General features: G+C 43.0%; 19 protein-coding genes. 4 read left to right on the top strand and 15 right to left on the bottom strand.

Annotation, left to right across the window (positions count from 1 at the left end; genetic code table 11):
- Positions 1–3: 3 nt before the first annotated feature.
- Genes BFP72_RS06300 through BFP72_RS06240 form a run of 15 tightly spaced genes read right to left on the bottom strand, consistent with a single transcriptional unit; the run spans position 4 to position 16,696 of the window.
- Positions 4–2,853, bottom strand: coding sequence for a hypothetical protein (locus BFP72_RS06300; RefSeq protein ID WP_099598328.1), 2,850 nt, complete (start codon positions 2,851–2,853; stop codon positions 4–6).
- A gap of 8 nt (positions 2,854–2,861) precedes the next feature.
- Complete coding sequence (locus BFP72_RS19265) at positions 2,862–3,005, bottom strand: hypothetical protein (protein WP_185123720.1); 144 nt, start codon at positions 3,003–3,005, stop codon at positions 2,862–2,864.
- Between the two features lie 2 nt (positions 3,006–3,007).
- Entirely contained in the window at positions 3,008–3,754 is a 747-nt protein-coding gene (locus BFP72_RS06295; RefSeq protein ID WP_143519960.1) for a hypothetical protein, read from the bottom strand.
- A 10-nt stretch (positions 3,755–3,764) separates the two neighbouring features.
- Positions 3,765–7,487 (bottom strand): baseplate J/gp47 family protein, encoded by a 3,723-nt coding sequence (locus BFP72_RS06290; RefSeq protein ID WP_099598326.1) that lies wholly within the window; start codon positions 7,485–7,487, stop codon positions 3,765–3,767.
- A 2-nt stretch (positions 7,488–7,489) separates the two neighbouring features.
- The gene (locus BFP72_RS06285; protein WP_099598325.1) at positions 7,490–7,915 is read right to left on the bottom strand and encodes a GPW/gp25 family protein; all 426 of its coding nucleotides are present in this window, start codon (positions 7,913–7,915) and stop codon (positions 7,490–7,492) included.
- Between the two features lie 19 nt (positions 7,916–7,934).
- Positions 7,935–8,228: a PAAR domain-containing protein gene (locus BFP72_RS06280; RefSeq protein ID WP_099598324.1), complete on the bottom strand. Its 294-nt coding sequence runs from the start codon at positions 8,226–8,228 to the stop codon at positions 7,935–7,937.
- Positions 8,229–8,231: 3 nt separating this feature from the next.
- Positions 8,232–10,019 (bottom strand): type VI secretion system tip protein VgrG, encoded by a 1,788-nt coding sequence (gene vgrG, locus BFP72_RS06275; RefSeq protein ID WP_099598323.1) that lies wholly within the window; start codon positions 10,017–10,019, stop codon positions 8,232–8,234.
- Positions 10,016–10,684, bottom strand: a complete 669-nt coding sequence (locus BFP72_RS06270) for a peptidoglycan-binding protein (RefSeq protein ID WP_143519959.1) — start codon at positions 10,682–10,684, stop codon at positions 10,016–10,018. Before BFP72_RS06270 ends, vgrG begins: the two co-directional genes overlap by 4 nt.
- Positions 10,685–10,698: 14 nt before the next feature.
- Positions 10,699–10,863, bottom strand: a complete 165-nt coding sequence (locus BFP72_RS19140) for a DUF5908 family protein (protein ID WP_158233313.1) — start codon at positions 10,861–10,863, stop codon at positions 10,699–10,701.
- A 2-nt stretch (positions 10,864–10,865) separates the two neighbouring features.
- On the bottom strand, positions 10,866–11,363 hold the full coding sequence (locus BFP72_RS06265; protein WP_099598321.1) for a phage tail protein: 498 nt from the start codon (positions 11,361–11,363) through the stop codon (positions 10,866–10,868).
- 15 nt (positions 11,364–11,378) lie between these two features.
- Positions 11,379–11,816: a phage tail protein gene (locus BFP72_RS06260; RefSeq protein WP_099598320.1), complete on the bottom strand. Its 438-nt coding sequence runs from the start codon at positions 11,814–11,816 to the stop codon at positions 11,379–11,381.
- A 33-nt stretch (positions 11,817–11,849) separates the two neighbouring features.
- Entirely contained in the window at positions 11,850–13,433 is a 1,584-nt protein-coding gene (locus BFP72_RS06255; RefSeq protein ID WP_099598319.1) for a phage tail sheath C-terminal domain-containing protein, read from the bottom strand.
- 25 nt (positions 13,434–13,458) lie between these two features.
- Positions 13,459–14,439: a hypothetical protein gene (locus BFP72_RS06250; protein WP_099598318.1), complete on the bottom strand. Its 981-nt coding sequence runs from the start codon at positions 14,437–14,439 to the stop codon at positions 13,459–13,461.
- Positions 14,439–14,975, bottom strand: a complete 537-nt coding sequence (locus tag BFP72_RS06245; protein ID WP_099598317.1) for a DUF4255 domain-containing protein — start codon at positions 14,973–14,975, stop codon at positions 14,439–14,441. Before BFP72_RS06245 ends, BFP72_RS06250 begins: the two co-directional genes overlap by 1 nt.
- A 2-nt stretch (positions 14,976–14,977) precedes the next feature.
- Entirely contained in the window at positions 14,978–16,696 is a 1,719-nt protein-coding gene (locus BFP72_RS06240) for a glycosyl hydrolase family 18 protein (protein WP_143519958.1), read from the bottom strand.
- A gap of 803 nt (positions 16,697–17,499) precedes the next feature.
- Here BFP72_RS06240 and BFP72_RS06235 point away from each other — a divergent pair.
- Genes BFP72_RS06235 through BFP72_RS06220 form a run of 4 tightly spaced genes read left to right on the top strand, consistent with a single transcriptional unit; the run spans position 17,500 to position 25,567 of the window.
- Entirely contained in the window at positions 17,500–20,262 is a 2,763-nt protein-coding gene (locus BFP72_RS06235) for a HEAT repeat domain-containing protein (RefSeq protein ID WP_143519957.1), read from the top strand.
- Positions 20,263–20,281: 19 nt separating this feature from the next.
- Entirely contained in the window at positions 20,282–23,236 is a 2,955-nt protein-coding gene (locus tag BFP72_RS06230; protein ID WP_158233312.1) for a WD40 repeat domain-containing protein, read from the top strand.
- Positions 23,237–23,252: 16 nt separating this feature from the next.
- Positions 23,253–24,353: a porin family protein gene (locus BFP72_RS06225; protein ID WP_158233311.1), complete on the top strand. Its 1,101-nt coding sequence runs from the start codon at positions 23,253–23,255 to the stop codon at positions 24,351–24,353.
- 23 nt (positions 24,354–24,376) lie between these two features.
- The gene (locus tag BFP72_RS06220; RefSeq protein ID WP_099598312.1) at positions 24,377–25,567 is read left to right on the top strand and encodes a hypothetical protein; all 1,191 of its coding nucleotides are present in this window, start codon (positions 24,377–24,379) and stop codon (positions 25,565–25,567) included.
- Positions 25,568–25,575: the final 8 nt, after the last annotated feature.

Here is a 25,575-nt window from a genome sequence, read left to right as displayed (position 1 = left end):
CGATTATTGCTCCCCTGCCAACCGAAAAAGCAGATTGGTCAGTTGATCCACATTTTGTCGATATGCCTCATTTTGAAAGGCAAAATCTAACCCCTCATTTTTCAACTCATAATATTCGAGCAAGAGATTTTCGAACACTCTAAATTCATCAAAATTTAACCATCTCACATTGGCATCTACCGAGGCTGGTTTTTCATTGTTAATCGTGTCTTCAGCCAGTCTTCGGTACTCATCATCCAAAAATCTAGCTGTCCAGTTCGGAAATAAAACACTCAATCTATGAGAATAGAAGTTTTCAGGAATTCGAGGACTTTCTTCAGTATTTCGGACAAAATAATCAAAACATCGTCCTTTGGATCGTTCCGAATTGAGGTATTCTACCAAAGCATTTAGGTCTGCGTGAGTTTTCTCTACAGAAGGGTCGGGAGAGATACTCTCGAATGTAATGTCCAATTCCTTGGATTGAAAATGAATTTCAAAATCCCTATCCTTGTTGATCTCCACACTATAATTGCCTACATCTCTCAAGTAGGGTTCTATCTTTTCAGACATCATGATACGGTCTTGAAAAGTAAACGTTTGACGACTACCCAACATGTATTCTCCTCTTTCATTGAGAATAAACAGCCCAAAACTTTCTTCCTGATGATGTGGTCTCAAAAGTAGATGCTCGACTAGATGCATTCCCTCACAGGACATATTCAAGTCACGAATCAATTCTCGCTGAGCCATCACAAACTGCTCCGCTTTGTTGTAAGATCTAAATTTGCCAAGAACTAGCCATTGATCGTGTTTGCTACTATAAAATGTCACAGTAATCGATTTGACCGAATCACTCATCGTCCCTATTCGATAATTCTCTATATCCAGTCCATCAACTAGCACTTCAGGAGTTAGTACTTTTTGCTCAAAAAACAATGAACGCTGTAGTAGTTCGGTACGATCCTTTTCTTTAACCTCGGATAGATCAACTTCCTCATCATCCACAATTTCAAACCTCTCTTCTACGACATCACTTGGTACAAAAAGTACTCTATCCAAATCTTCGTCTAATGATACGTCCTCCAAAGTAGCCTTGTGCTGATCAAACACTGAAAACATAGATCGCTTCTTGTACACGAGCTTATCTCCATCTCCCACCAAAAAAGCATTCAACCCGAGCAGTATTGAGACTTTGACTTCCAGTCCAGAAACGTTGTCCTGCTGGAGTGCACCTTCGGTATAGTTGTAGCCTTTTGAACGCCCACTGTTGATAAAAGGAATCGCTTTGAGAAAATTCGACTTGTTCTTGTTCAAAAACTGCTCAAACTCCTCATCATCAAAGTAATAATTGAATTGCCTCAAGGAAGTATTGTAGGTCTCTCCATGCAACGACAACAAGTAATCCAACAAACGCTGTATGCGATCAAATTTGTCCTCGCTCATCGCCATAATCTGAGGCAGCCCCTGCTCATAACCTGTCGTCAAGTCATCACTTGGAGACACTACGGATGAGCCCCCAAGATTGGAGAGGTTCTTTTTCAGTAAAGGATCCACATTGGGTACACTACTCAACTCTTGCGTAAAATAACTCTGTTCAAAACTCCCATGAAAGGATAGTAAATCCTTGACATGAGCCAGTTGAGCTAGAGAATTAGCAATGACCTGTTCAAACAACAACAAGTAGCCCTTCAGCTGATTGGCCTGTGCCCTTCGCTTTATACTTGGTTTCCCAATCACACCTTCTTCCCCGATTCCATAGACGGCAGGAAACTGATTTTGTAGAGAGTAGTAGGATTTGACGTCTACATGCTGCGCTGGAGGAGCACCTATAGATTTTTCATTGAGACGATAGACTCTCCTACCTGCAGATTTGAATTCATTGATATGCCGGTTGACCTCTTCTGCATTTGGTTTTCTATACAGGACATCCCCCTTATAGATTTTGATGGCATGATTAGGTTGGCCTTTGGTCTCCAAGACCTTCAATCTAGGCAACTCCTTTTCGTCCAACGACACATGGTTATCGTATTCCTCATTGTCAATCAGAAACCGTAGATTTTTGACACTCGACACTCCCTCTACCTGCATGATGTGCTTCATGACCTCTGAAACCAGCACTCTGTTGGTCTTGCTAGGCAAGTCCTGAGACTTTATGAATCCATGTTTGAGCAAAGGACCATTAAAAACATCATTGAGTTGATACCCCTCTTCGAGAAGTTCATCCAATGAATAAAATTTAATCTCTGGACACAAAAAGTTATCGACATCAAAGAAAACTCTAGCCATGACCTCCTCTACGGTATATGCTCCCGATATTTCAATATCGACAGACAAACCAATCTCCACATGTTTCACGATATCAATACTACCGATATCTTCACAAATATTCCTAACCGAATTGTAGGCTTTAATTGTATTGCTTTTGGCGACTTCTCTTAACTCGTCCGTATTGATATGATCTTCTGTGTCGATGAGAACTTTGTAGAGCCCTGTCATGTTGGAGGCAGACGTAGAAATAGGAAAGATCCACACGTTCTTTATCTCAAACACAGAGTCAAAAAGTATCTTCCTGTAATCATTGGTAGTCAAAGCATTGCCAGGTAGTACTTGATCGGGTCTAAAAAAAGACTGTTTTTCGTCACTCGAGGAGTGCAACAAGTCTTCAATATCTACTTGCGCCTTGTAGGCTACTTCGGTCAATGCATAAGCAACTTGCTCGAGGATAGTAACCCCAGGGTCGTGCTCGTTGTAATCTGTCCAAAATTTACCTGTCAAATTCTGAACGATCCGAATACCTTCTTCTCTAAGATAATAAAAATCCGACCCTTTGTTTTCGGGTAAATTGGTCTCGATGTAAACTGGTTTTTCCAATGGGTAGGTTACTTTTTACTATTTGATAAATTCACTTGGTCATTTAGTTTTCCTATCACCTCATAAACTTCCTCAAAGGGCAGTTTGCCAAGCGCCTTAAAGACAAGCTTTAACTCTTCTACAGTCAATTGAACTTCTACTTCATTATTCATAATCATTTTTTTACTTCATTATCCAAGCATTCATTCATCAAAGGGTCATGCCACAGTTTTGAAACATGAAACTGTATATTGAACCCATCACCATAGTTGATGCGTGACCTGATTTCTAAGCGTTGGTCATAAATATCCCCTCTCCACCTCAATTGAAGCTTGTTGCCCCTTGATCCGTAGTGAGCCTGCAAAATCTTTATTCTACTCTTGGATTTACCATAGGTAGTCAAAGCACTAGCTACAACCAATGCATATTTACCCGTCTTTTGTTTTCCGATCCCTGCCACAATCTCAAAGGCATGACAGCCTCTCAAATTTTCGATCATAGGATGCCAGTTGCCATCTCCTGGGATTTTGCCATCGTATGCTATCCCTTTTCGTCCGTGAGCACCGATCACCCCTCCTACTTCTAGAGTGGTTTTGGCATTTTTGGCATTGATACCTACGTGACCATTCTCACGCAGTGACAACACCTCATGTCCTCTATGGTTCTTGATATGCAAGTCGGTGGTTCCTCGCTCTATATCGATACTCCAAGCGGCACTTTTCTCTTCGATACTACGGTAGAAACTCATCAGCTTTTTTGAATCACCAATGGGAGAGAGCATCAGTCCATCATCGATCGACTTGGACACTCCATCATCTACTTTGTTGAGAAAAGAATCGATCAGATCGTTGAAATTTTGCTCTGATGGCAAATTCCCTTTCTTAAAGTATTTTCTTAATGTCTCTCTATTCTGTAATGACATTTATATTCTATTAATCTTCAATGATAAAATCTTGTCCCAATTGTAGGTAATCTATACCCGCCTGCCTAGATCTTTGATCTTCGTGATCTATCAAAACAGAAATCTGATGCTCAGGCGCAGGCACCAATATAGACCATGGCTTGGTTGCCTTCAGTGCCCCGATAGACTTACCTTCACGTGCTGTATCTACCAGGACGTATGTCCCTTGTACGTTTCGAGCTACCTGTATCATGGAAAACCGGGTAACAAACTCCACGTAAGACAAGGTACGTATATAGCTCAGTATATCAGAAATATGAATGGAACCACCTAACCCCATTTTCTTGACTTGTGACAACAGTGTGCCGCGCAGATATTTATTAATATCTTCATTTAGCTTTTGAAAATAGTACCCGTGATTGTGCCCCTCCGTAAACTTGACCGCACAGATGATTTTAATCCTCTCATAGGTTGGGTTGCGTACCTCGACATTTACAAACGAAGACCCAAATTCAACCAGTTTGTTTTTGATTTTCATCAACAACTCTGTACTCGCCATAGGCTCGGTGTTGGATGCAGAAAATTCTTTGACAGGACTCACCACCATGAGTACACTTCCGGGTACATTGGTACTCTGCGAATTCATATTGGACAAACAGGTAGCATGATCAACCTCAGGAAACTCTTCGAGCGTGATTCGCTCATAATCCCACGTGGTGATTGCCCTCCCCTTGTGTCTGAGTCGCTCTCCTACTCGTGTATAAAACTGACTCTGTGATTCCGCAGCCCTCCCGTCAAATGACGGCAAAGGTTGCAATACAGATCTGACACCATTGATGTGATTCGCTGTACGATCAATAGAGTGCTTTGCTAACCTTTTGGTCAGGTAATTGCGAGGCAATTCTTCCGCATTGTCCAGCGTCACGACCAAGGCATTGGTAGCCAAGGTGCGAAGTGCGGACACAGAGTTGATGTTTTTCCGCACACTGATTCTCAACCAATACTTGTTGGCATCCAACACCTTACTATTGTTGGAAATATCCCCAGGCAAGGACAGTTCTACAATACCAGTTTTTAAGAAACTACTGGTTTCATCTCTCAGGATTCTAGAAGTCGATAGTGGCCTCCATTCATCATCCACCAAATAATCCCAATCCAACTCTGGGATCCCCTCTTCTGAAGATTCCGAATACTCATCCACCATCTCGAAAAGAATAGCCACTGATTCTGGAGGATTCACACCTTCCAAACCAATATAAGCGGCACCTTCAAAATCATAATGAGGGACAACATAGTTGTCAATGCTCTTATTGCTTGGGTATTTCTTTTGGGAGCCAAAGGGATGAATATGGAATATCTGTCCATTTTCTTCATCCACATTCTCAGCAGAATCCTTCAGAGAAATAACGGATGACGATTGATAGTTCATCGATATTGACTTTACCTGCGGAGCATAAGGCTGCATAGGCATGTCGATTTTTTTGGATGATTTGAGCAAACCACCCTTAGCATTCTCAATGATTGCCTCTGAAAGCACCGACTGGTATACATCATGTGCAAAGCCATACACGGGGTTGGTTAACTCAAGCTTCATAAACCCTCGTTGAGTTGTTGCTGACAAGGAGATTTTCTCTGATATCAACTGATTGGAAGGTGATTGCGCTATTTTTTTTAGATCTATATCATCAATCATCGTTTCGTTGATCAACGCATCCTCAGCTACCGGGTCATCTGAGGGGCCTCCAACCTTTGACCTAAACAGCTTGATCACCTGTTGATCCACGTGCGTTTCGGGCTTCCAAGTACCATTATCCAATACAGTCACGGATACCTCAAATGACGTATTATCCACTCCTATTTTGTAGGCATCATAGTGATGCTTGAAGCCTCCCTCTGCTTGAGGCAAGCCAAACCATTCAATATTCAAGCTGAGTCCCTCAAGAGATTTACCAAAGACCTCGGTGTTGCCTACTACAAAATATGCCCCCTTTTGAGGAGTCGGTCCAAAAGGCAAAAAAGGAGAATCTGGACTCAACTGGCCTATGTTATTGTATAGCAATAACTTTTTTAGCCGAGAGACCCCTACGTTTATTTGCACTTTCTCAAGCTTGAGAAACGACATGAATGTGTAACCATAGAGAAATGAATCAGAGTTAAGTTCAAATCGTATCACAGGGAGATGAGTTTCAAAATTTCCTTCATGCAATACTGAATCATACGAGACTATTGCAGACACACTGCTATTGACATCAAACAAAAACGTCAGGCTGTTTTGTTTAGGATTCTTTCGAACCACATAGTGTCCAACCTGATACCAACCTGTCTGAGTGGTCAGTGAGAGTCGAAATGATTCGGAAAAAACTTTCACAAAATAATTCTCCAATTTCTCCTCTTCTTCCACTTCTTGCTCGGCCTGATGACTCAACTCCTGAAGTACCTGCATCATGGCACGGTACGAGTCCTCTTCAAAGTAGAGGGTCACTTCTACCTCTCTATCCCCTCCTTGCAAATGCAGGACAGGTGAGCTAAGTGCAAAACCAACACTGGCATTGTCCATGGTTTTTTCCTCCTTGCCTCTCTCCGCCTGGTCCTCTCCAAACAATGCCAAGGTACTATGACTACTCTTTTTTGCAGACAACGGGCTTAAAACCTTATCCAAGGCCATATCCGAATAAAAGATGCCATTTATTTTTAGTGCTTTTTCATAGGTCTCCCTTTCTACTATCTTATTGATATAGACTGAATACACCTTCGCTATCTTCACCTTATTGGCGAGTAGATTTTCAAGTGACCGATAGTAGATATCTTCACTCGACTCACGGTCAAGTCCAAAAAATCTCGTGCCAGCAGGAATCATAGTTGGGCCTGCACCCGCGTCCAACTCGATCTGTAGATAGGTTTTATCCAATCGATGACCCAGCTTGGACTGCCGCAATATTTTTTTGTAATAGAAATCTACATGCTTATCAATCAAGGCGTTGATATTGTCTTGTGTATGGGCATACAACTTTAAGAAAGCCAAATGCAAGGATACTTCCGGGTAATGAATATCACTTTGCATCGATTGCTCCAAATACTCTGGAGTTTTGGTACGCAAATACAACAGTGTCTCGTAAAAATTCTGAAATATCGCCTCCACTCTATTCATCACACTGTCATGATCGGAACGAATGGCCTCCAAAGGCTCGTCTAATTTCCATATGGAACCAAATCGATCAAAATTGACCTCATCAATTCCATGGTTTTGAACGATCGATTTAAACTCTCGGATAGAGTCCGCTAACTTAACGGTGATCGCACTTTCTATTTCGGCGCGTATCAGCAAGTTACTCTGCGAAAAACTTTCCACTTTCTTCAACCCTGTATACCAATGATCAAAATCAAGTGCCATTTGATACACTTCCACACAGCATTTCGAAAAATACTTGCTCTTTTTTTTCTCTTGACGAAAGAGCGCTACCTTCTTTAGATACTTCTTGAACTTTTTCTCTATACGATTGGGCTCTGACAAAACAATGCTCGATAAAATAACTGTTTCATCTGAAAAAAAATGAGACCAATCTCCCTGGACCTTATTGTCTGGACCATAGTAATTGATGAGACTAGACAAACGAGAGGTGTATACGAGCAATTCTTCAAAACTTCGTTCATCAATCTTGACATAATCTCCATTCAGCGCTTCGAAAAACCGATTGGCCTGTTTCGTCCCTAGCTGGGAAGACGTTCTATTATTTTCCACTACGTCTTGACTCATGGTTATGCCTTTGGTTTATATCTAACATCTGTTCCCTCGATGAGGTAATATGGGTACACCATATTGCTTCGGGTATTGGTCCTACGGATCGTATAAATAAGATCTATATTCAATCTTCCCATATCATCATCATCCTGCCCCACATTGATCTCATCGATGATGATCCTTGGCTCGAAGTACAAAATGGCTCTTTCGATGACATCTTGCACTCTAGTGATCAATGTTGAATCTAGGCTTTCAAACGCCACAAATTTGAGATTACACCCATACTCCGGCATCATGACTCGCTCGCCAGGTATCGTCGATAGAAGTATGTATAAGCTTTCACGGATATCTTCTTCCTCAGATACCAATACCACACTACCATTTCGCTGCTCAAACTCTGGTGGAAACTTCCACCCTACACCCAAAAAGGACTTATCACTCATTATTCTTCTTTCTTATCAATTAACCAATCATGACTGTCGCCACACCCGGGCCGACAATAGCACCGCCATGGGCACAAGTATCTCCAATACGAGCAGCAGGTTTGCCCCCGATCAATACTGTAGTAGACCCCATAGCAATCGTATCGGGAGGACCAGTACATACTGCCATATCTCCCACCACTGCCGCGGGCATCCCTCCTATCAATACAGTAGGGCTACAAGGCCCTACTATAGGACCTCCTACATGAGGCACTGGGCCTGAGGCCATTGGACAAACATGGTTGTCTCCCATTACTGATGCTGGTAATCCCATATGCTAGTTTATTTGTACAATTCCTCCTTTGATTACTGTCATTCCAGACCCCTTGATTTCTGCTTGAGCACCTTCGGCTGCAAACTTGGTTTGCCCTGTAAGTGTCACATTCATCCCCTCACCTGTCAAGTCACCCGTAGCAGTCATTTCGACATTGCCTTGTGCTGACATGGTGATATTTCCTTGTGCATTGAGCACGATATCCTTAGCCGAGTCCACCAATACACCATCAGCATTCATATAGACTTTATTCGAATTCGCTTCGTCAACCAGCGTCAGTGATTTATCTGTATCATCCAATATCACCTTCTGCCCCTCTGGGGTACTAATTGTAATGATTTTATCTGTTTCGTTAAATTGAATCTCCAATTGACTTTTCGTCTTGATGGACTTGGTGTCATTCTCGGCATTGGCTATATAAGCTGGGACAGAATTCTTATTATACATGGAGCCCAGGATCACAGGATAATTGGGATCGTCATTAAAAAAGCCCAATACCACTTCATCTTCGATCTCTGGCATAAAAAAGAAACCAGACTCAGCTGTACTGTATAAGTTTGAAATCCTCGCCCAAACTGGAACATTGTCAGTCTGCAAAGTAGGAATCACAACCTGCACCCGATAGTCGCCGCTCGGGTCTTCGTCTATCTTTTTGACGACACCAATCTGCAAACCGTGAATAGGCGAAGCGAGACCAGAAGCAGGAGCCGCACTGACCTCGGGGGTTTCTTCTACATACCAGCCTTCTCTCAGTCCAATCTGCAAATCTGTTACCCAATTTCCATTCTCAATGATGTGATGAACACCAGAGACATATGCATTGCCATCGAAGGTCTTGCTCATACCCTCTAGCTTGAACCATGTATTTATTTCAGCACGAGACGTACCACGAACCGTGACAGTCCCTTTTATTTTGGCCAATTCAGATTTAATCAATTTGGACTCTCCCCAAGACTTCAAATCTGCCATGGCTACATTCCCTCCTGTCTGTAATATATAAGGGTTCACCCCCAATACTTCGGACAATTTCTTGGAACGCATGTTTCCCTGCTTTTCTGCATTTGGGGCGTTCACCGATGAAACAATGAGCTGTTGATTACTTCTATCCCATGCCGTCGCCTCTACATTGCTCAGCTGATGCTGTGCATCCACTACAGCATCTACTCCTAGTACTGTGCCGTCAAATCGAGCTTCAATATCAGGTTGAGAGCTCGTTGGTTTTTCTACTATGATGGTATTGTCCGAATTGACCACAATAAAGCCATTGGCCTCTGCTCTCAGCATTACAAAATCCCAATCTGAGATGTAATGTTGAATCATCTCGGCATGGTCTGTACTAGTAGTCGTCACAGTAGCCGAACAACCAGACGCACCAATCAATTCCTCTATAATATCGCTATCCTTTCTTTCCGTATATATAGCATTTTTTCGCCCAACCGTCATCTTTACGGCCTTGTCTTTGCATTCCACGACAAGCTTAAACCCCTCTACCTCATTGACACTGATGGCATTCCGAATGACTATTCCTTTAAAGATGGTTTCTTCACTAGAACTATACCCGACCTTTATCTCGACCTCTTTGCCCAATTCAAAATTTCCTGATTCTGCTATACGAAATTCATCTTCTTCGCCCAGCCCACCATCAAAAAACTCAATCCGAGCATAGGCGACACGATTGACCTCCTTGGATACACGAAGTTTATTGACAAAAAAACTACCTTCTATTGGTGTCCCTCCAGACAGGATTTGGTAGGTCACTACTGATCCCCCATTATCGTTTCCTTTCTTCATTTCTTCAATGGTGGAAATAGGAGTTGCATACCGGGTTCGAGACTTCGGAAACTCATTAACTTGTTAATTTTGGCTACTTGCAAATAGTACTTGCTATCGTTGTATATCCTTTGACACATCATCGGTAGCGTATCTCCATTTTTCACAACTACCAAATGGCTGAGATCCGGCGAACTCCTCTTCATACTCTTGGCCATCTCCATCTCGCTTTGGCTACTTACCACAGAGATAGACACCTTCGTTCTCAATGGTTTTCCTCCTGGTTTGAAGAGCGTGTGTGTATAGTCTAGATCCGTCACACGTCCATAAAATTTAGTATCCCCCCAAAAAATCTTGATTTGTGGAGCTTCGTGTGTTTCTCCATCAAAAGAGTAAACCACACTTTCGAGCTTATCCAACTCCTTCTTGACGTCATTAACCATATGAGCCAACCCAGTAGCACCCGTCCCATCCAAAACAATCTCAAAAGTAATCGTAGATGGTAGCGTCCTATTGTATTTCATTACCCCTCCATCTACTCCTGGAGGCAAACCATCGGCATACTCTATCCTTTTGGTCTGCTTGATGGATGAGGGGTTTATCTTAACTTTGTATTCTGTGTTTTTTGTTTGATTGACAAACACCAGTTTGGTCATCACCTGGTCAATGGGGTTAGATATATTCATAGGTTAACAGTTGACTATCGTTCTGATTTTCTATTGACATGATCAATCACCTGACTTGCAATTTTCCTTATCAGGCGCTCTTCCTCTCCCTTGCTCATTCCTGTCCCTCCTGTTACATTGACTTGTTTATGTTGAGATACAGTCATTTTTATCTTGAGTTCTTTAATTTCTATTGACATAATTAAAACACCATTTCCATAACCCCTTGATGACAAATCTCTACGGTCTGAATGAATATATCTCCTTTCTGAGCATCCAATGCAGAGTACTCTATCTTCACAGGATATGCATTCAAAAAAGTCCAACCCAGCACGGGTTTATTCGTCTCATCCATCAACTGTACAAAGACTTGCTTGAGCTCAATAGGCATGGCTAGCCCCGAGTTCAAAGTGGTATTGCACCAATTGGTGAGTTCACTGGCTTTTCCAACGATCCCTCGTTTCAATATCAAATTCGAATGTTTGACATGAAGAGGTAAATGGTGGGTAAATCTATTTTCCCCACCTTCCTTGTACTCTTCTACTGTCATCTGCGTACTAATCCCAGAAATCTCCTGAAAACTAGCATCTCCAGCTCCAGCAGCTTGCTGGACTACTGACGTAAGTCCAGCAAGCGTCAGCTGAAACCGGTATCCCGTCAAGGGATACTCATCAATTCCTGCTATCTGTCGCTTTTCCATTAGATGCAGTTACAATTACCCCGCAGACTGCTCTATGCCTTCGTGGGCCAGTTCGATCGTTTCTAACGCGACCTCATTGGCATCAGCTTTAAGGTCTGGACCAGAAATCTTCACCGGGAAAGCATTCCTCACCGTCCAAGTCATCACGGGTTCATGCTCTTCATTGAGCAAAGAAATAGTGATATCCTCTCTTCTTTCCGTATTGGTCTGTACATCTGCAAACCAATCGTAGAATGTGGTATCGTTTTCAAACACACCTTTCTTCAAAGTAATGTTTCCGTGTTTTTTCAATCCTGGTAGCTTCTGAGTAATCAGCTCAGGATCATTTCCTGCTCTGTACTCAATAAACTGTGTTTCCATTTCCAATCCAGTCACTTCCTGGAATCCTAAATCTATATCTCCCCAAGTCACTTCAAAATGAAACTTAGGAATCGGCCATAGTTCTTCTGCCATGTCTATTTCTATTTAATGTGTTAAAAAAATAAATTAAGATTCCTGCATTTTTTGCTGGAATGTAATCACAATGAATTCGGCGGGTCTAGACACTGCTACTTTGACAGTGATATTCATGACACCATCCAATACATCATTTGGCGTCATGGTAGAGCCCATGCCTACTTGCACCTCAAAAGCTTGATCTGAAGTCAATCCTACTAAGCCTCCTTGTCTCCAAATATTGCTCAGAAAAGAACTTATCATGCTTCGAATTTGCACCCATGTATTCGCTGTATTGGGTTCATACACATACTTCTTCGCGGCGTACTTGATCGACTCCTCTATAAAAGTAACCGTTCGACGTACGTTGATGTATTTCCAATCTTGACTGTTGCCATTCAACGTTCTAGCACCCCAAACGGTGGTTCCATCACCTACAAATGCTCTGATCGCATTGATAGATTTTCCAGATACCGTCACGTTCAAATCTTCTTGGTCCTCATTGGTCAGCCTCACAGTCGGAGCAACAACCGAATTGATGCTTACATTGGCTGGAGCCTTCCAGATCCCTCTTTCATTGTCCACCATACAGTAGACACCTGCCATACCTGCAGCTGGTGGAAGTATATTCAAGTAGGTTCTTATAGCGGCCTGAAACTTCTTGAATGAAGGACTTATAACACCTAGCATTTGCGTAGCTTGCTCCGTGTTCATGGTTCCTTGAGATACTTTCTTCAACTCAGCCTTGACCTCTTCTGCCTTTTTGGGTGAGTCCGCCAAAACATCCGCCTCAGCTCCTAACACAGATTCCAATACATCTAGATTGGTGATATTGCTCACATCAATCTCTTCTGAATCCACAACTGTACTGTGTACCCATGGATAATATGCCGCCCCAAAAGAAAGTTGATTGAGACCTATACCTTCTCTGAATTTAGCAATCACATCATTTGCATCATATGATCTTGGCTTGGTACCATTATGGACATCCAATAAGGCAAATCTATCTCGCATCTTGAACCCACAATGCGTCAACATATCTTGTTGCACTGCCGAACAATCCCCCTCAGAGAGCATCACTGCTTCTGGGACCAACAGCATGGACGGCTCTGATTCTGCGACCAATGCCTCCACTCCTTCCAAAAGCATTTTTTTAGAAATAGTATTGGGTTTAGCAACTTCCGTTGCGGCAGCAGGTTCTTTCCCCTCTTTGCCCTCTTTACTTTTCGCTGGTGCAGGAGCTACAGTACTCGTGGTATACCCACCAACACTCACTACCCAACACGTACTTCCCCCATTTGCAAAGAAAAGTCGAATACTATCAAAGAGAATAAATCGGGTAGCCGAATCTGGCACCAATTTGTACCCTCTACCAGATACCTCCACTACAGCTTCATCCGAACCTTGCGCTTCTTGAATACTGAAAGTAGACTTGGCACCTGTACCAAAATGTTTGATGTAATCAGACAGGGAGTTGATCCTTACTGGTTGATTCACAAGAGACTTCCCGTCTCTTTTTGTTTTTTCCGTATAGCCTACAAAAGCTGGTACAGAAGTCGGAATTCCTGCTACAGAATTCGGAAAGGCGTTTAACTCTTCAATGTAAACACCAGGAGTAGCTAAATTTAATGCCATCTTCTAGATTTTTGTTAGTGGTTATTTACAAATTAACATTTATTTGAGCGAGCAGTTTATTACTCGTATTATCCATGATCAAAGAATCTACTCGTGGTACGGGCAGCCTTTTAATCAATATCTTATCGGCACTTTTGCCTGATTTTTCTGTCAATTGGAAATGAAATTCCGAAAACTCGGACAATTTCAATGGCACTTTGGATTGAAAAGAAAACGTCTCCATACCCGATCGATGAGGCTCTGCATCCGGTCCACTGAATGTGACCTTATGGGACTCAGACTTGATATGTGTTTTCTTTAGGTCAATCGAATATTTGGACTGCAGGATATACTTCCAGGTCACTTCTCTAGCTTGAAAAGCCACCTCGTAATCATACCCTGGAATCCCTTCCCCTCTTCTAATACTCGTCCCTATCGATTCTATTTGGTCCTTATCAAATCGCAGAAAGACATAACCTATGGGGTACCTAACCCCTCGGTCTGGCAACTGCAACTTCTTTTCAAGCCCAGATTCGGTCTTTACATATACCAACCCTTCAGTGAGGGTGTCCAGTGAATGGCCCGAGGCATCCTGCACCTCTGCATCTATACCCAGTTCGTCCGCACTATCCATCCCATCTATCCATTCACTCTCTGAAGCAAAATCGCTGGCATGTAGCTTGTTGCTTTTAGTATTCGAGTTGTCCAACAAGAAAAATTGATTCAGCTCAAGTGAAGTATTGGCTGTGACGTTTCTGAAGTAAGGGGTCTTATATGATATCCAAAACCCCAAATTCAGTTCGCTTAGGTGCTTAACCTTCATCCAAAACGCATCTTGTGCCGTATGATCTACCAACAATTTGAAGCTATGCGCATCACACTTAAACACCATATTGAGCTTCCTCAGCCAATATTCGGTACGAGCATCGGGCACTACATTCATTTGACTCAATACTGAGCTGTCAAAAAACTCATGTCCGATGGAAACATCGATAAATGGACGATATTGAAACTGAAAGCTAATCATCAGAATCGCGTAGTAAGTCCTGTCAATGGAGCACTCAAACCAAAGTCTCCTTCTTTGAGTGTAACCATCCTCATTTTGTAGATCACAGACGGCATGTATTTCGCTCCCAAGGCTCCCCACAAGTTGCTTGCATCTTGCAAGTCCTGAGCAAAAATGTCAAAGGTCAGTTTTTCCAACCCACTGTCTAGATTCGGTGCATTCGAATGATTCAATACATTGTTGGCATGAAAGAATGACATGACTCCAGCGATATAATCCAAACCTTCTGCATAATTCAAATCTGAAAATGTAGACGAAAACAAGACATACAGATTGACATTCAAAACACCCTTGTTCGACACTTGGCCTCTTTGAGCAATTTTTTCCGGTTGCAGATTGACAAGACTCAATACCAGTTTATTGGGTTCGGTCACTGCGACATTCCCTTCCGAATCGACCAAATTGGACACAACGACTTTATCCTCACTGATTGAGTACCTGTTGCTCAAGTACTCATTGATTGTATCTGCTACAGTATTTAATGCTGATCCTATCATAGTTATGGTAATTCTACTTCTCTTAAGAACCTTCTACTTATGAGCATAATGATCACTCCTCCAAGCACAAAACCTATGGTCATATAGAGTAGCTGTCCAGCCACCGAAAATTTCATTGCCAAAAAAATCAACCCTATCAAAACCAAGACGAGGAGTACAATGGTGCCTTTGATGGCCACATTGAAAGAACGAGATATTCTATACCCGTATCGGTAGATAAAGAAAAAACCTAGAAGACTCACTCCCGATATAGCTCCAAAAATAGACAGCAATGGTCTCGGGTTTCTCGCCAGATACGTGGGGTCCTTGATGATTCGCATCAACATCATCATGATCCTTCTCGGAGAATAGCGACTAAAAAAGTTCCCCATTCGAGCCGTTTTTTCTTCCAAACCAGTATGAGCAAATTTGGCTGCTAACAATCTCCAGAGCTCGTCGTGACCATTGTCATAGCCAAGAGCCCATATACCGACTCCCCCAAGTCCCTTTTCGATGATCCAATCATATTTTTTACTCAGGGACAAACTGTCTTCATACCATAATTGACGATAGTCATTGTCCGCATCCCTATAGACATAATACTTACTCTTGCTACCCTCATCTTCGCAGCACGGCAGATCTCCATATTTTCTTTTCACATCCCGATACATGGGATACTTCATAAACTGCTTCACCTTGGAAGGAAACTTTAAACTGTGCGTCTTCCACTCGGCTCCATAATACGGCAACCCCATGAGCGTTTTGCCAAATGGGATACCCTCAGCACTGTATTCATCCAGAGCACTCTGTAGGTTATAATCCCACCAATAGTTGCCACTACCAATGGGAGAAACAGGGCCCGCCTCACTGCTAGTGATACCATAAAACTCGTACCCCATGATGATAAATAGGTCTATGTAGCCATTGATATGCGCAAATTCATACACATGAGCATGATCAATAGGTGGCACGGCCAAAGTGACTCGATAGTCCTTATTCGCTAGCTTCAATTTATTGGACAACTGGATAAGAAAGGAAGTAAAGTTCTCTCTCTGATTGGAGGGGATATTTTCAAAATCAATATTGACACCATGAGCTCCTCTCTCACTCAGCAAGGATATCAATTCATTGATGAGACGATCCTGAGCATTGGGTGAGGAAAGAAATTTCCTATTATTGGATGCTCCAAAATTGGTTACACTCAACAGCACCCTCGTATCATGTGCTTTGGCAGAGTCAATCAAACTTGTCGTTTTCCAATCATGCACCGTATGATACCCTCCCGTTTCCGGGTTCAGTTCATAAGAAAAGTAGGCGATGGTCGAGAGCAATGAGAAGTTGTACTCCTTGTATGCAGATCCCATCCAATAGGGATGCCATCCAAACACTTTGAATTCATCCTTAAGCAGATGTTCTTTTTTGTAACTCTCCGCCTCTGTGATCCCATAATATGTATCCCATTGAGACTCTTTTTTGTACCGTTTGCTAGGCTTTCTTTTTTTGACAGCATTGGCTCGCTGCAAGAAAGAGGTCGTGTCGATGGCATTTTGCTCACCTCCACCAATGGCATCTGCCGAGAGAATCGCAGAATCCAGCTCTTCTTCTGACAACTGCGGATCCAAGTCTCCCTCTTCCCTCTGAACCGTCGGAATGGTATCTGTCTCTCTATACTCCTTGACTCTTTCGCTAAAAAAAGACTTGAGAGGATCATTTTGAGCTTGAGCAGTACATGCTACAAACAAAAACAAACAAAAAAGATAGCTGGTAATCTTAGGGGTAAGCAAGGCGGTTTTGATTGGTAATAGTTTGGTTGATTAATAACGGTTGATTATAACATCATTTCTAATCGCTAGAACTGATTTGGGCGTAAGTAAAATATAATTACACAAACTACCAACAATCTTTTATCACAATTTCAATATTTAATAGGAAATTATATACATGTATTATTTTGCTTGTTTCTTAAAAGACTTATTGTATTTTCACGTCTTGAATTGCAAGAAATACCTAGATCTATAGATTTGGGACTGTCATCCACAACCTAATGAACCCTAAAACCAGCCAACCAACTAAAGCATACTCTAGAGATAGCCTATCCAGCCTCAACACGATTGAATTTGCATTTGGCCTTATTTTTTGCTGCCAAATCATTGTAAGTCTGTCTGTAATTTCTACTTCTCTCCTCTTTTCTGAATTACCCAAGATCCTGCTATTGTCTGCAGGAGTTGGAATTGCTGCCAACACGTTTTATAGTTTTTTGCAACGGAGACTTTCTACGGACCACTCTACCTCAGTGATCCTGTTCACGGTGTCTGTGTTACAGTACTTCTTATTTTATGTAGGTACTACCAAAGCCACTTTTTATTCATTGGGCTTTCACGAACTTCAACTTATTTGCTTTACACCTATTTCTTGGCTAGTTCTTAAGTCGGCCAGACTCATCGTCCATGACCTACTGGACCTCAGGGCATCAAAAAAATATGTCCTTTATTCCCGCTTAGGCTTTTACTTTTCTGTCATCATTGGGGTGAGTCTATACGTGCTAATGTTGCAAAAAGGAAACCTCCACAACGATAGCGACTTGTCCATACTCCTTCTCATCGGAGTTGGTGCGTCATTTTTGGCACTACTGCTGATACAACTGACCTCACTCAAACATAAGACACTCAATGAGCTGAAATGGAGCAACCAGTACTTGCGCTATCAAAACCGCTTCTTCAAATTGATTCGCAACAAGTACTACCGCAACCTATTTGCTTACATACTGCTCAGTCAGCTTGTCCTATTCACATTTGGCGCATGGTTTCTCCACACCCTCTTGGAGCATGGCAGACTCCAATCCAGCCCGCTACTCGGCATGGGTGTATTTATACTGGTTGCTGCATTCTTTACTTGTCTGGCTGTATCCCAAGTATACTCCCAGCGAGTGAGGACATACGGAATCTCAAAAATCCTGTCGCTAATCCCCTGGATAGTCGTACTAAGCACACTGATCTGTATCGGCATAGGTGTTTTTTACTCCTTTGCGGGTCAAGACAACTCTAGTATCAGATACTATATTGTTTGCAACATTTTCACTATTATCGTTTTGGCGTTTATTCTTGGGTTTCAAAACACGAGTATGGATGCTTATTTCAGTCCGCTTGACAAACGGCAAAAAAACAGCATTGAAAACATCGTCATAGGCTACGGTCTGTTCATTGCTGTAGCGATCACTTCAGGGGTTGTATACTTATCTACCACAAACATCCAACTGCATCAGATGCTCCCAGCACATGGCACCACGCCTATTGCGCTAGGTACTACGATTGTCTTATGTAGTGTAGCGTGGTTCATTGTTTACAAACGAATGCACCGAAATTACACCGCTCTGTTGGAAAAGAACTTGGACAGGCAACGAAATTTAATCAAACATGACCAGGCTTTTACAGAGAGCCTGTCGACCATACTCTCCTCCAAAGTACTAACTTCGGACTTCCCCCACGTAATCACCCAACTTAAGATCCTAAAAATAATCGATCCCTTAGCCTACCGAGAGAGTTTGACCTTGTTGGTGGATCACAACCACGAGGGAGTGCAAGAATACGTAGTAAAAGAAGTACAAAACCTACACCTCATTGCTGCCCTGCCCAAACTCAATCTCGTACAAGAGAGCCGGTATTTTCCGATACTCAAAACACAAAAGCTGATTGTAAGAGCGGCAAAGACACTTTCACAAAGCAAGACTATCTCCAACAACACCAAATATGTAACCCAACTTACTTCAAGTAAACTAGCCAACGAACGCCTGTATGGAGCCTTGCTATCTCCAAATATTTCTGTCTCAAAAAGGGGAAAAATACTCGCCAACCTATACAGTGATAGTCTGCCAGATATAATTTTCAATGCCATTTTGGGAGCGAAAGATCTTGCTGAAACCGAAACCCTCAATCAGGTCATCAATCGCATCGCTCAACCCGAACATGCCAATGCCGTCATCTCAGCCCTAGCGACTGACAACAACAAAATTGTGGACCTTCTAGAGACTGCATTTGAACTCAATCGAAAAAACGAACAAGTGCAGCAGCGCATACTGTTGGCTTATGGAAAAATAGGGAATGAATATGCTGTAAGTAAGCTCCTCGATTACCTACAGTATCCCAATCACAATGTGGTCTCCGTCGCACTAGATGCTTTGAGCAAATGTGGGTTCACTGTACAAGATTCCAAAATGTCGCTACGCGTTAGAACAGAAATTTCGGATGTCTGTGAAGCTACTGTTTGGAACATGTCTGCCCTATCAGATGCCAAAATTCATCACTGTTCATCCGAGTTGATCCGTGCTTTAGAAATCGAAATTGAAAACAAATACGAGACCCTCTTCAGATTGCTATCTCTACTGCATGATCCCAAATCCGTAGAATCCGTAAAGAACAACATCAACAGCAGCAACATCGATGAATCTGAACTAGCTTCGCAACTGTTGGACCTATTTATCAACGAGGAGCTCAAAACATACCTCATACCTATACTGCAAGCGACCACCTATCAAGAAAAGATCCACGATCTTAGAGGTTTTTTCCCTTGTCAGAAATTCAACAAAAAAGAACTCCTGACCAACATCATTTTTAGAGATTATAAATGGATCAATGGCTGGACAAAAACTAGAGCGCTGTTGGATCTAGGGGTATTTACAGATGACAAAACAGCCGAAATCCTATCTGCTCAACTGGTCAACAAACACCCGATACTTCGAGAAGCCGCTGCTTATTCTCTCTTTCAAAACCACACAGCACTCTTTGAAGAACTCAAAACCAGGTACAACCAAAATGATCGCTTTTATTATGTCTATGAAACCCTCGTAGAGATCGAAAACAAAAACACTTCCAGCCAATCAGCCATTTTAAGAAAAGAAATTGCAGAGTTTTTGACCAAAGTCACTGAATTCAAAGACTTGTCTGGTGTCACGATTGCCAACTTGACCAAGATGATCACTGTCCAACACTTACAAAAAGGAGATGAGATCAGTTCGCCATCGATCCAGTCCATGGACTACTACTTTGTCTATGCGGGAAGTGTAAACGTAACCTCAGGAGAGCACAAGGATGTCATGACGGTCTACGACATGATACATCCCCTAAATATCATGAACAATTCTCACGCATTGAGTATTACACCCAACACTTCATCGATTGTACTCACGATTTCTAAAACGGCATTTAGCGAAGCACTGTACATGGACGAGTCCATCCCCAAATCAATCTTGAAAAACACTAAATATGAACACATAGGAGTCACAATCGACCCTCTCGTGTTCGACCTAAGTTAATATGAACCAACCATTCACTATGGAATCAGAATTGCCAAACCAAGCCAACGACATCTCTACAAATCCCTTTCCTGGTCTTCGCCCTTTCAAGCCCAGCGAAAGTGACTTATTCTTTGGCCGTGAGCTTCAAATCAGCCTGGTCTTCGAGCAACTCATGAAACAGCGTTTCATTGCGATCGTAGGTGCCTCAGGCGTCGGAAAATCCTCCTTCATGTCCTGTGGCGTAGTTTCCGAAATCACTCAAAACCAAGACCGCTCTTGGAAGGTACTCTCAATGACTCCCGGCAGGAATCCCATCAAAAGCCTGGCAGACAGCATGATGCTACAAGAAGCACACTGGACAGCTGTGCCCGAAACAGAAGACATCGGAAGTACTTTGTTGCATAGCCCCGAATCCTTCAAAGCAATACTCAAAACTCAAGCAGAAACCAGCAAAGCAGATTACCTTCTTTTTATTGATCAATTCGAAGAAATCTTCCGGTTTTCGCCCGACGATGAATCAGGAGCCAAAGCGGCAAAATCCATCATTGACATCATCGTATCGACACTACACGATGCAAGCATCCCTGTCTATATCGTAGTAGCTATCAGAGCAGACTTCATCGGAGATTGCGCGAAGTTTCCACGACTGACTGAGATCATCAACAAGAGCCAATACCTCATCCCAGAGCTCACACGCGAAGAAAAGAAAGACGCAATCGTAGGCCCTGTCCGATACAAGAACGCAAAAATAGAAGATGAACTCGTAGAGCACATCCTAGATGAAATGGGTGAAAGTGCTGACCAACTCCCCATCATGCAGCACGCAATGATGCGTACTTGGTCACAATGGAAAAAATTTAAATCACCATCGGATGCCATCACCTTCGATGATTACAACGCCATAGGCGGAATCAAGAATGCACTTTCAGAACATGCCCGAGAAGCCTACAAGGAACTCAACAGAGAAGATCAAATTCTCTGTCAAAAAATCTTCAAAACACTCACTGAAAAAGGAGATGGAGGCCGAGGGATCCGTAGACCAACCCGACTCAAGGATATATGTGACATAGTCGATGCAGAACAAACAAAGATCACCAACATCATTGATTTTTTTAGAAGCCCATCTAGGTCACTCCTACTGCCGCCAGCAGGTACAGACATCAAAGACGATACAGTCATTGATATCTCGCACGAAAGCTTGATGCGCAACTGGATAGAACTCTCCGACTGGGTAGAGGAAGAAGCCGAATCGGTCAAACTCTATCTGCGCCTGGCAGAAGCATCCCTCATGCACCAAGAAGGCAAAGCAGGACTCTGGCTCCCTCCTGACCTACTCCTGGCGCAAGACTGGTACAAAAAACAAAAACCCAGTTTGGCATGGGGACTCATGCACAACAAGGCTTTTGAGAGCACCATGCTTTTCTTAGAGCAAAGTGAGTCCGAATACGAAAGAAGCCAAATACTAAAAGAAAAGGTTCAAAAAAGACGAATTGTCATTTTTAGGCGAATTGCAGCGGTCATGTTTTTGCTCACTCTAGCAGCAGGATGGTCCTGGATCAAGGCGAGAGAAAGTGCCAAAGATGCCGAAGAGAAAAAGATCCTCGCCGAAAAAGCAACCGAAAAAGCCAATGAACAAGAAGAACTGGCCAGAATCAGTGCAAATGAAGCAGTCCTCGCAAAGGAAGATGCCATACACAGTGCAAAAATAGCTCGAAACCAAGAAAGGATCGCCCGACAAGCCAAAGTAGAAGCAGATACCAATGCCCTGAGAGCTCTACGACAAGAGCAACAAGCCAACGACCTTCGACTCCTATCGATTGCCAAATCTATGGCCATCAAGTCTAAGGAAATCGATGCAAATAAGCCTGAAAAAAAAGCGCTCGTAGCAAAACAAGCCTACAACTTCTATGAATCGGTAGAGAGCTCAGGGAAAACCAAAAAACTTGAAAAGGACCCAGACATCTATGATGGACTCTACTATGCGCTCATTTCATTGGGCGATGACAATGCCTTTACGCTCAGTGAGCACGAACAAAACGTCAGAAGTATCATCACTTCAAAAAAGGGGAACATCTATTCGACTGGTAGTGACGGCAGCATCATTCAATGGAAGAACAACCAATTTCATAGTTTCGTCAAAGAAAACAAATCCGGTACGCGAATCAACAAATCACTGGCCATCAACTCGGATGAGTCCAGGTTGGCCTGCAGCGGCAATTTCAACTTTATCGAGATCTATGATATCAAATCAGGAAAAGGACTGGTAGAAACCATCCCAACGACTTGGACAGATACGTGGCATATTGCTTTCACTCATGATGGCAACCTGATTTGTATCGGTACCAACGACCAACTGATGCTCTACACTTTTGACACGAAAACGTTCACTCCAATCACTGAAGTCATTGGTAAAATAAATGCCGTCAGTGCACACCCTGCAAAAAACGAAGTAGTCGTTGGCCTAGACAATGGCGCTGTAGAACAATACAACCTGGCTACCAAAAGTGTCACGACAATCATGAGAAGCAATTCGTCCATCTATGCGGTCAATTACAGCCACGATGGGAGTCGTCTGGCTGTAGGGGATGAAAAAGGAAAAGTCTACCTCATCACTGCTCACCAAATGATGGAGCTGCCAGGCCACAGTGCCCGTGTCAACCAAATTGCCTTCGACCACAGTAGCCATTTCTTGGCCACTGCGAGTTTTGACAAGACGGTGAGAATCTGGAATGTACGATCCAGCGATGATGCCCCTATCATCTTGCGTGACCATCAGGACTGGGTGTGGTCCATAGCCTTCACTCAAGATGACAATCACCTATGGGCCGGCAGCAGAGACTACCTGATCCGTACCTGGCCACTAGACATGGACGACATGGCCAGCCTGATCTGCCCAAACCCTAAAATCACTAGAACACAACTCAACGAAGAAGAATGGATTCACTATGCTGGAGAAGACTTTAGTTCGGTTGTCAACGCTACATGCAATTAATCCTAAACCAATCACAATGTATAGCTATCTCAAAACCAGCGCAATCATCCTACTATTGCTATCCATCATACCCTTTGTGGCACACGCCCAAAGACCAGATGATAGTGACGAAAAAGGATGTAAACTCAACCTCAATCTAGCGGAAGACAAATACAAAAATGGACAAATTGATGAAGTCATCGATCTGATCAAACCTTGTGTGCAGGGCAACAGCAACCTCAACAAACAAGATAAAATCAGAATGTACAAATTGCTGATCATCACTTACCTCTATCTCAATGAACACGAGGAAGCGTCCATCTACATGAAGGACTTCCTATCTCTCAATCCCGAATATCAAGTAGAGCCCAACGTGGACCCGTCAGAATTCATCGACCTATTCTACCAGTTCAGAACCCGCCCAGTAGCGATACTTGGACTCAAAGTAGGAGTCAACAGCTCTCTGGTCAATGTACGGGAAAACTACAGCCTGGACAACTCCAACACTGCTCTCGGTACATACAGTACTGTCTTGGGATACAACGCCACGTTTTCTGCAGAATTCCCCCTATCCAAACACTTTTCGGTAGCGACTGGCCTGGTCTTTTCTCACAACAGCTTTGATTACACAGCCCGACAATTCGGTTATTCGGTCGTTGGCGTCAAAGAATCCATGCTATTTATTGGTATACCGCTCAATGCCCGCTTCAATTTCACCAAAGACGATTTCCGTCTGTACTTCCAATTAGGAGCTACAGCCAACCGTTTGCTGTCTGCCCATGCTACTCTCGCCAGACTAGACTCTCTCAACCAAGACCTAGGAATCCAATCTGTAGTAGGCCCGACTGAGGAGGTACTCGATCAACGCGAACAGTATAGTTTTTCGGCACAAGCCGCACTGGGTTTTCATTGGAAAAACCTGATCGGAAAGGGGTACCTGATGTTTGAAATAGGTTATTCCTATGGGCTCAACAACCTCGTCCGCACCGAATCCAGGTACGACAACACCAACCTGATTTACAAATACAATTACATCCCAAACGATTTCTCTCTCAACCAACTCACCATAGACTTGGGCTATGCCATTCCGATATACAAGCCAAAAAAACTGAAGAACAAGAAATCTAAAAATCTCTAACGGTTCCCAAATCAACCTTACTTATGAAGTCATTCAAAATACTCATGATAGTCATGATCACTGCTTCTCTTTTCTACAGCTGTGAAACAGACGAACCCAACCAATCAACCCAACCAAACATTTATCAAAAATTCATCGGAGGTGCATTTGACGAAGACTTTGTCACTTTAGCACCCAGCCAAGATGGTGGTGCCTATATATTGGCCACCAAGGCGACTGGTCAAGGCGATGAGAGTCACTACTTCTTATGCAAAACCGACGCCTACGGCAATACCGAATGGACCAATGAATTGGGATATGGGACACATGGTCAGGCCTCAGATATGATCGTAGAAGAGGATCGCATCTTGACACTAGGGCATATGACTCTGCCGGACCAATCCGTAGATCTCGTACTATGGAGTGTAGACTTGACCGGCAATGACTTGGACAGTGTCTCCATTGATGTCCCTGGACAAAACGAAAAGAATGGGCATTTTGTCAAAATGAGTGACAACACCAGCTACATGATCGCTGCTGAAATATGGGAAAACAACACCTTGACAGACAATGTGCTTATCAAAGTATCACCTCAAGACTTTGATGTCATGTGGTCGACCAACTACAACATCCCAGAGATAGCCAAAAACATCGTGGATATCCTGCAAGTGAGCAGCAGCGAAATAGTTTGGCTAGGATCCAACAACGACCAAACCACAGGGACCAGTACGCTATCCATCAACCTAGCAGACACCATGGGATTGAAGGTTGAAACCGTCTCCATTGGACAAAACAACAACAGCCTCAATCAAGCCTACGGCCTCTACCAAGACCGAAATCACTACGTCATCACTGGGGGATCCAACGAACAAGGTGCCTTTCAAGGGTTCGTATTGCCCTTTTTCGTCCATGGAAACATCACGATTGGCAACAAAGTCACTCTCTCCCGAAGTACCGAATATGTCCTCTATGGCTTCACTCGCTCTGCCGATGACAACTTCCTCGTCTCAGGCTACCAAAGCACCGGTATCGACAACAAGGATATGCTCGTAGCAGAATGGACTAGTACAGGCGAAGGCATTTGGGAAAAAGTGTACGAAAACAGCTATGGAGACGACATAGCCCATCAACTCTCCACTACCGCAGATCACATCATGCTCTACGGTACGGCCAATGTTTTCACCAATCAATCCTTGACACTGATGAAAACCTCTATAGAAGGTGAGCTGTTTTAGACGAGCGC

This window comes from Reichenbachiella sp. 5M10, assembly GCF_002742335.1.
Lineage (GTDB): Bacteria > Bacteroidota > Bacteroidia > Cytophagales > Cyclobacteriaceae > Reichenbachiella.
This window is presented reverse-complemented; position numbering and strand designations above follow the sequence as displayed.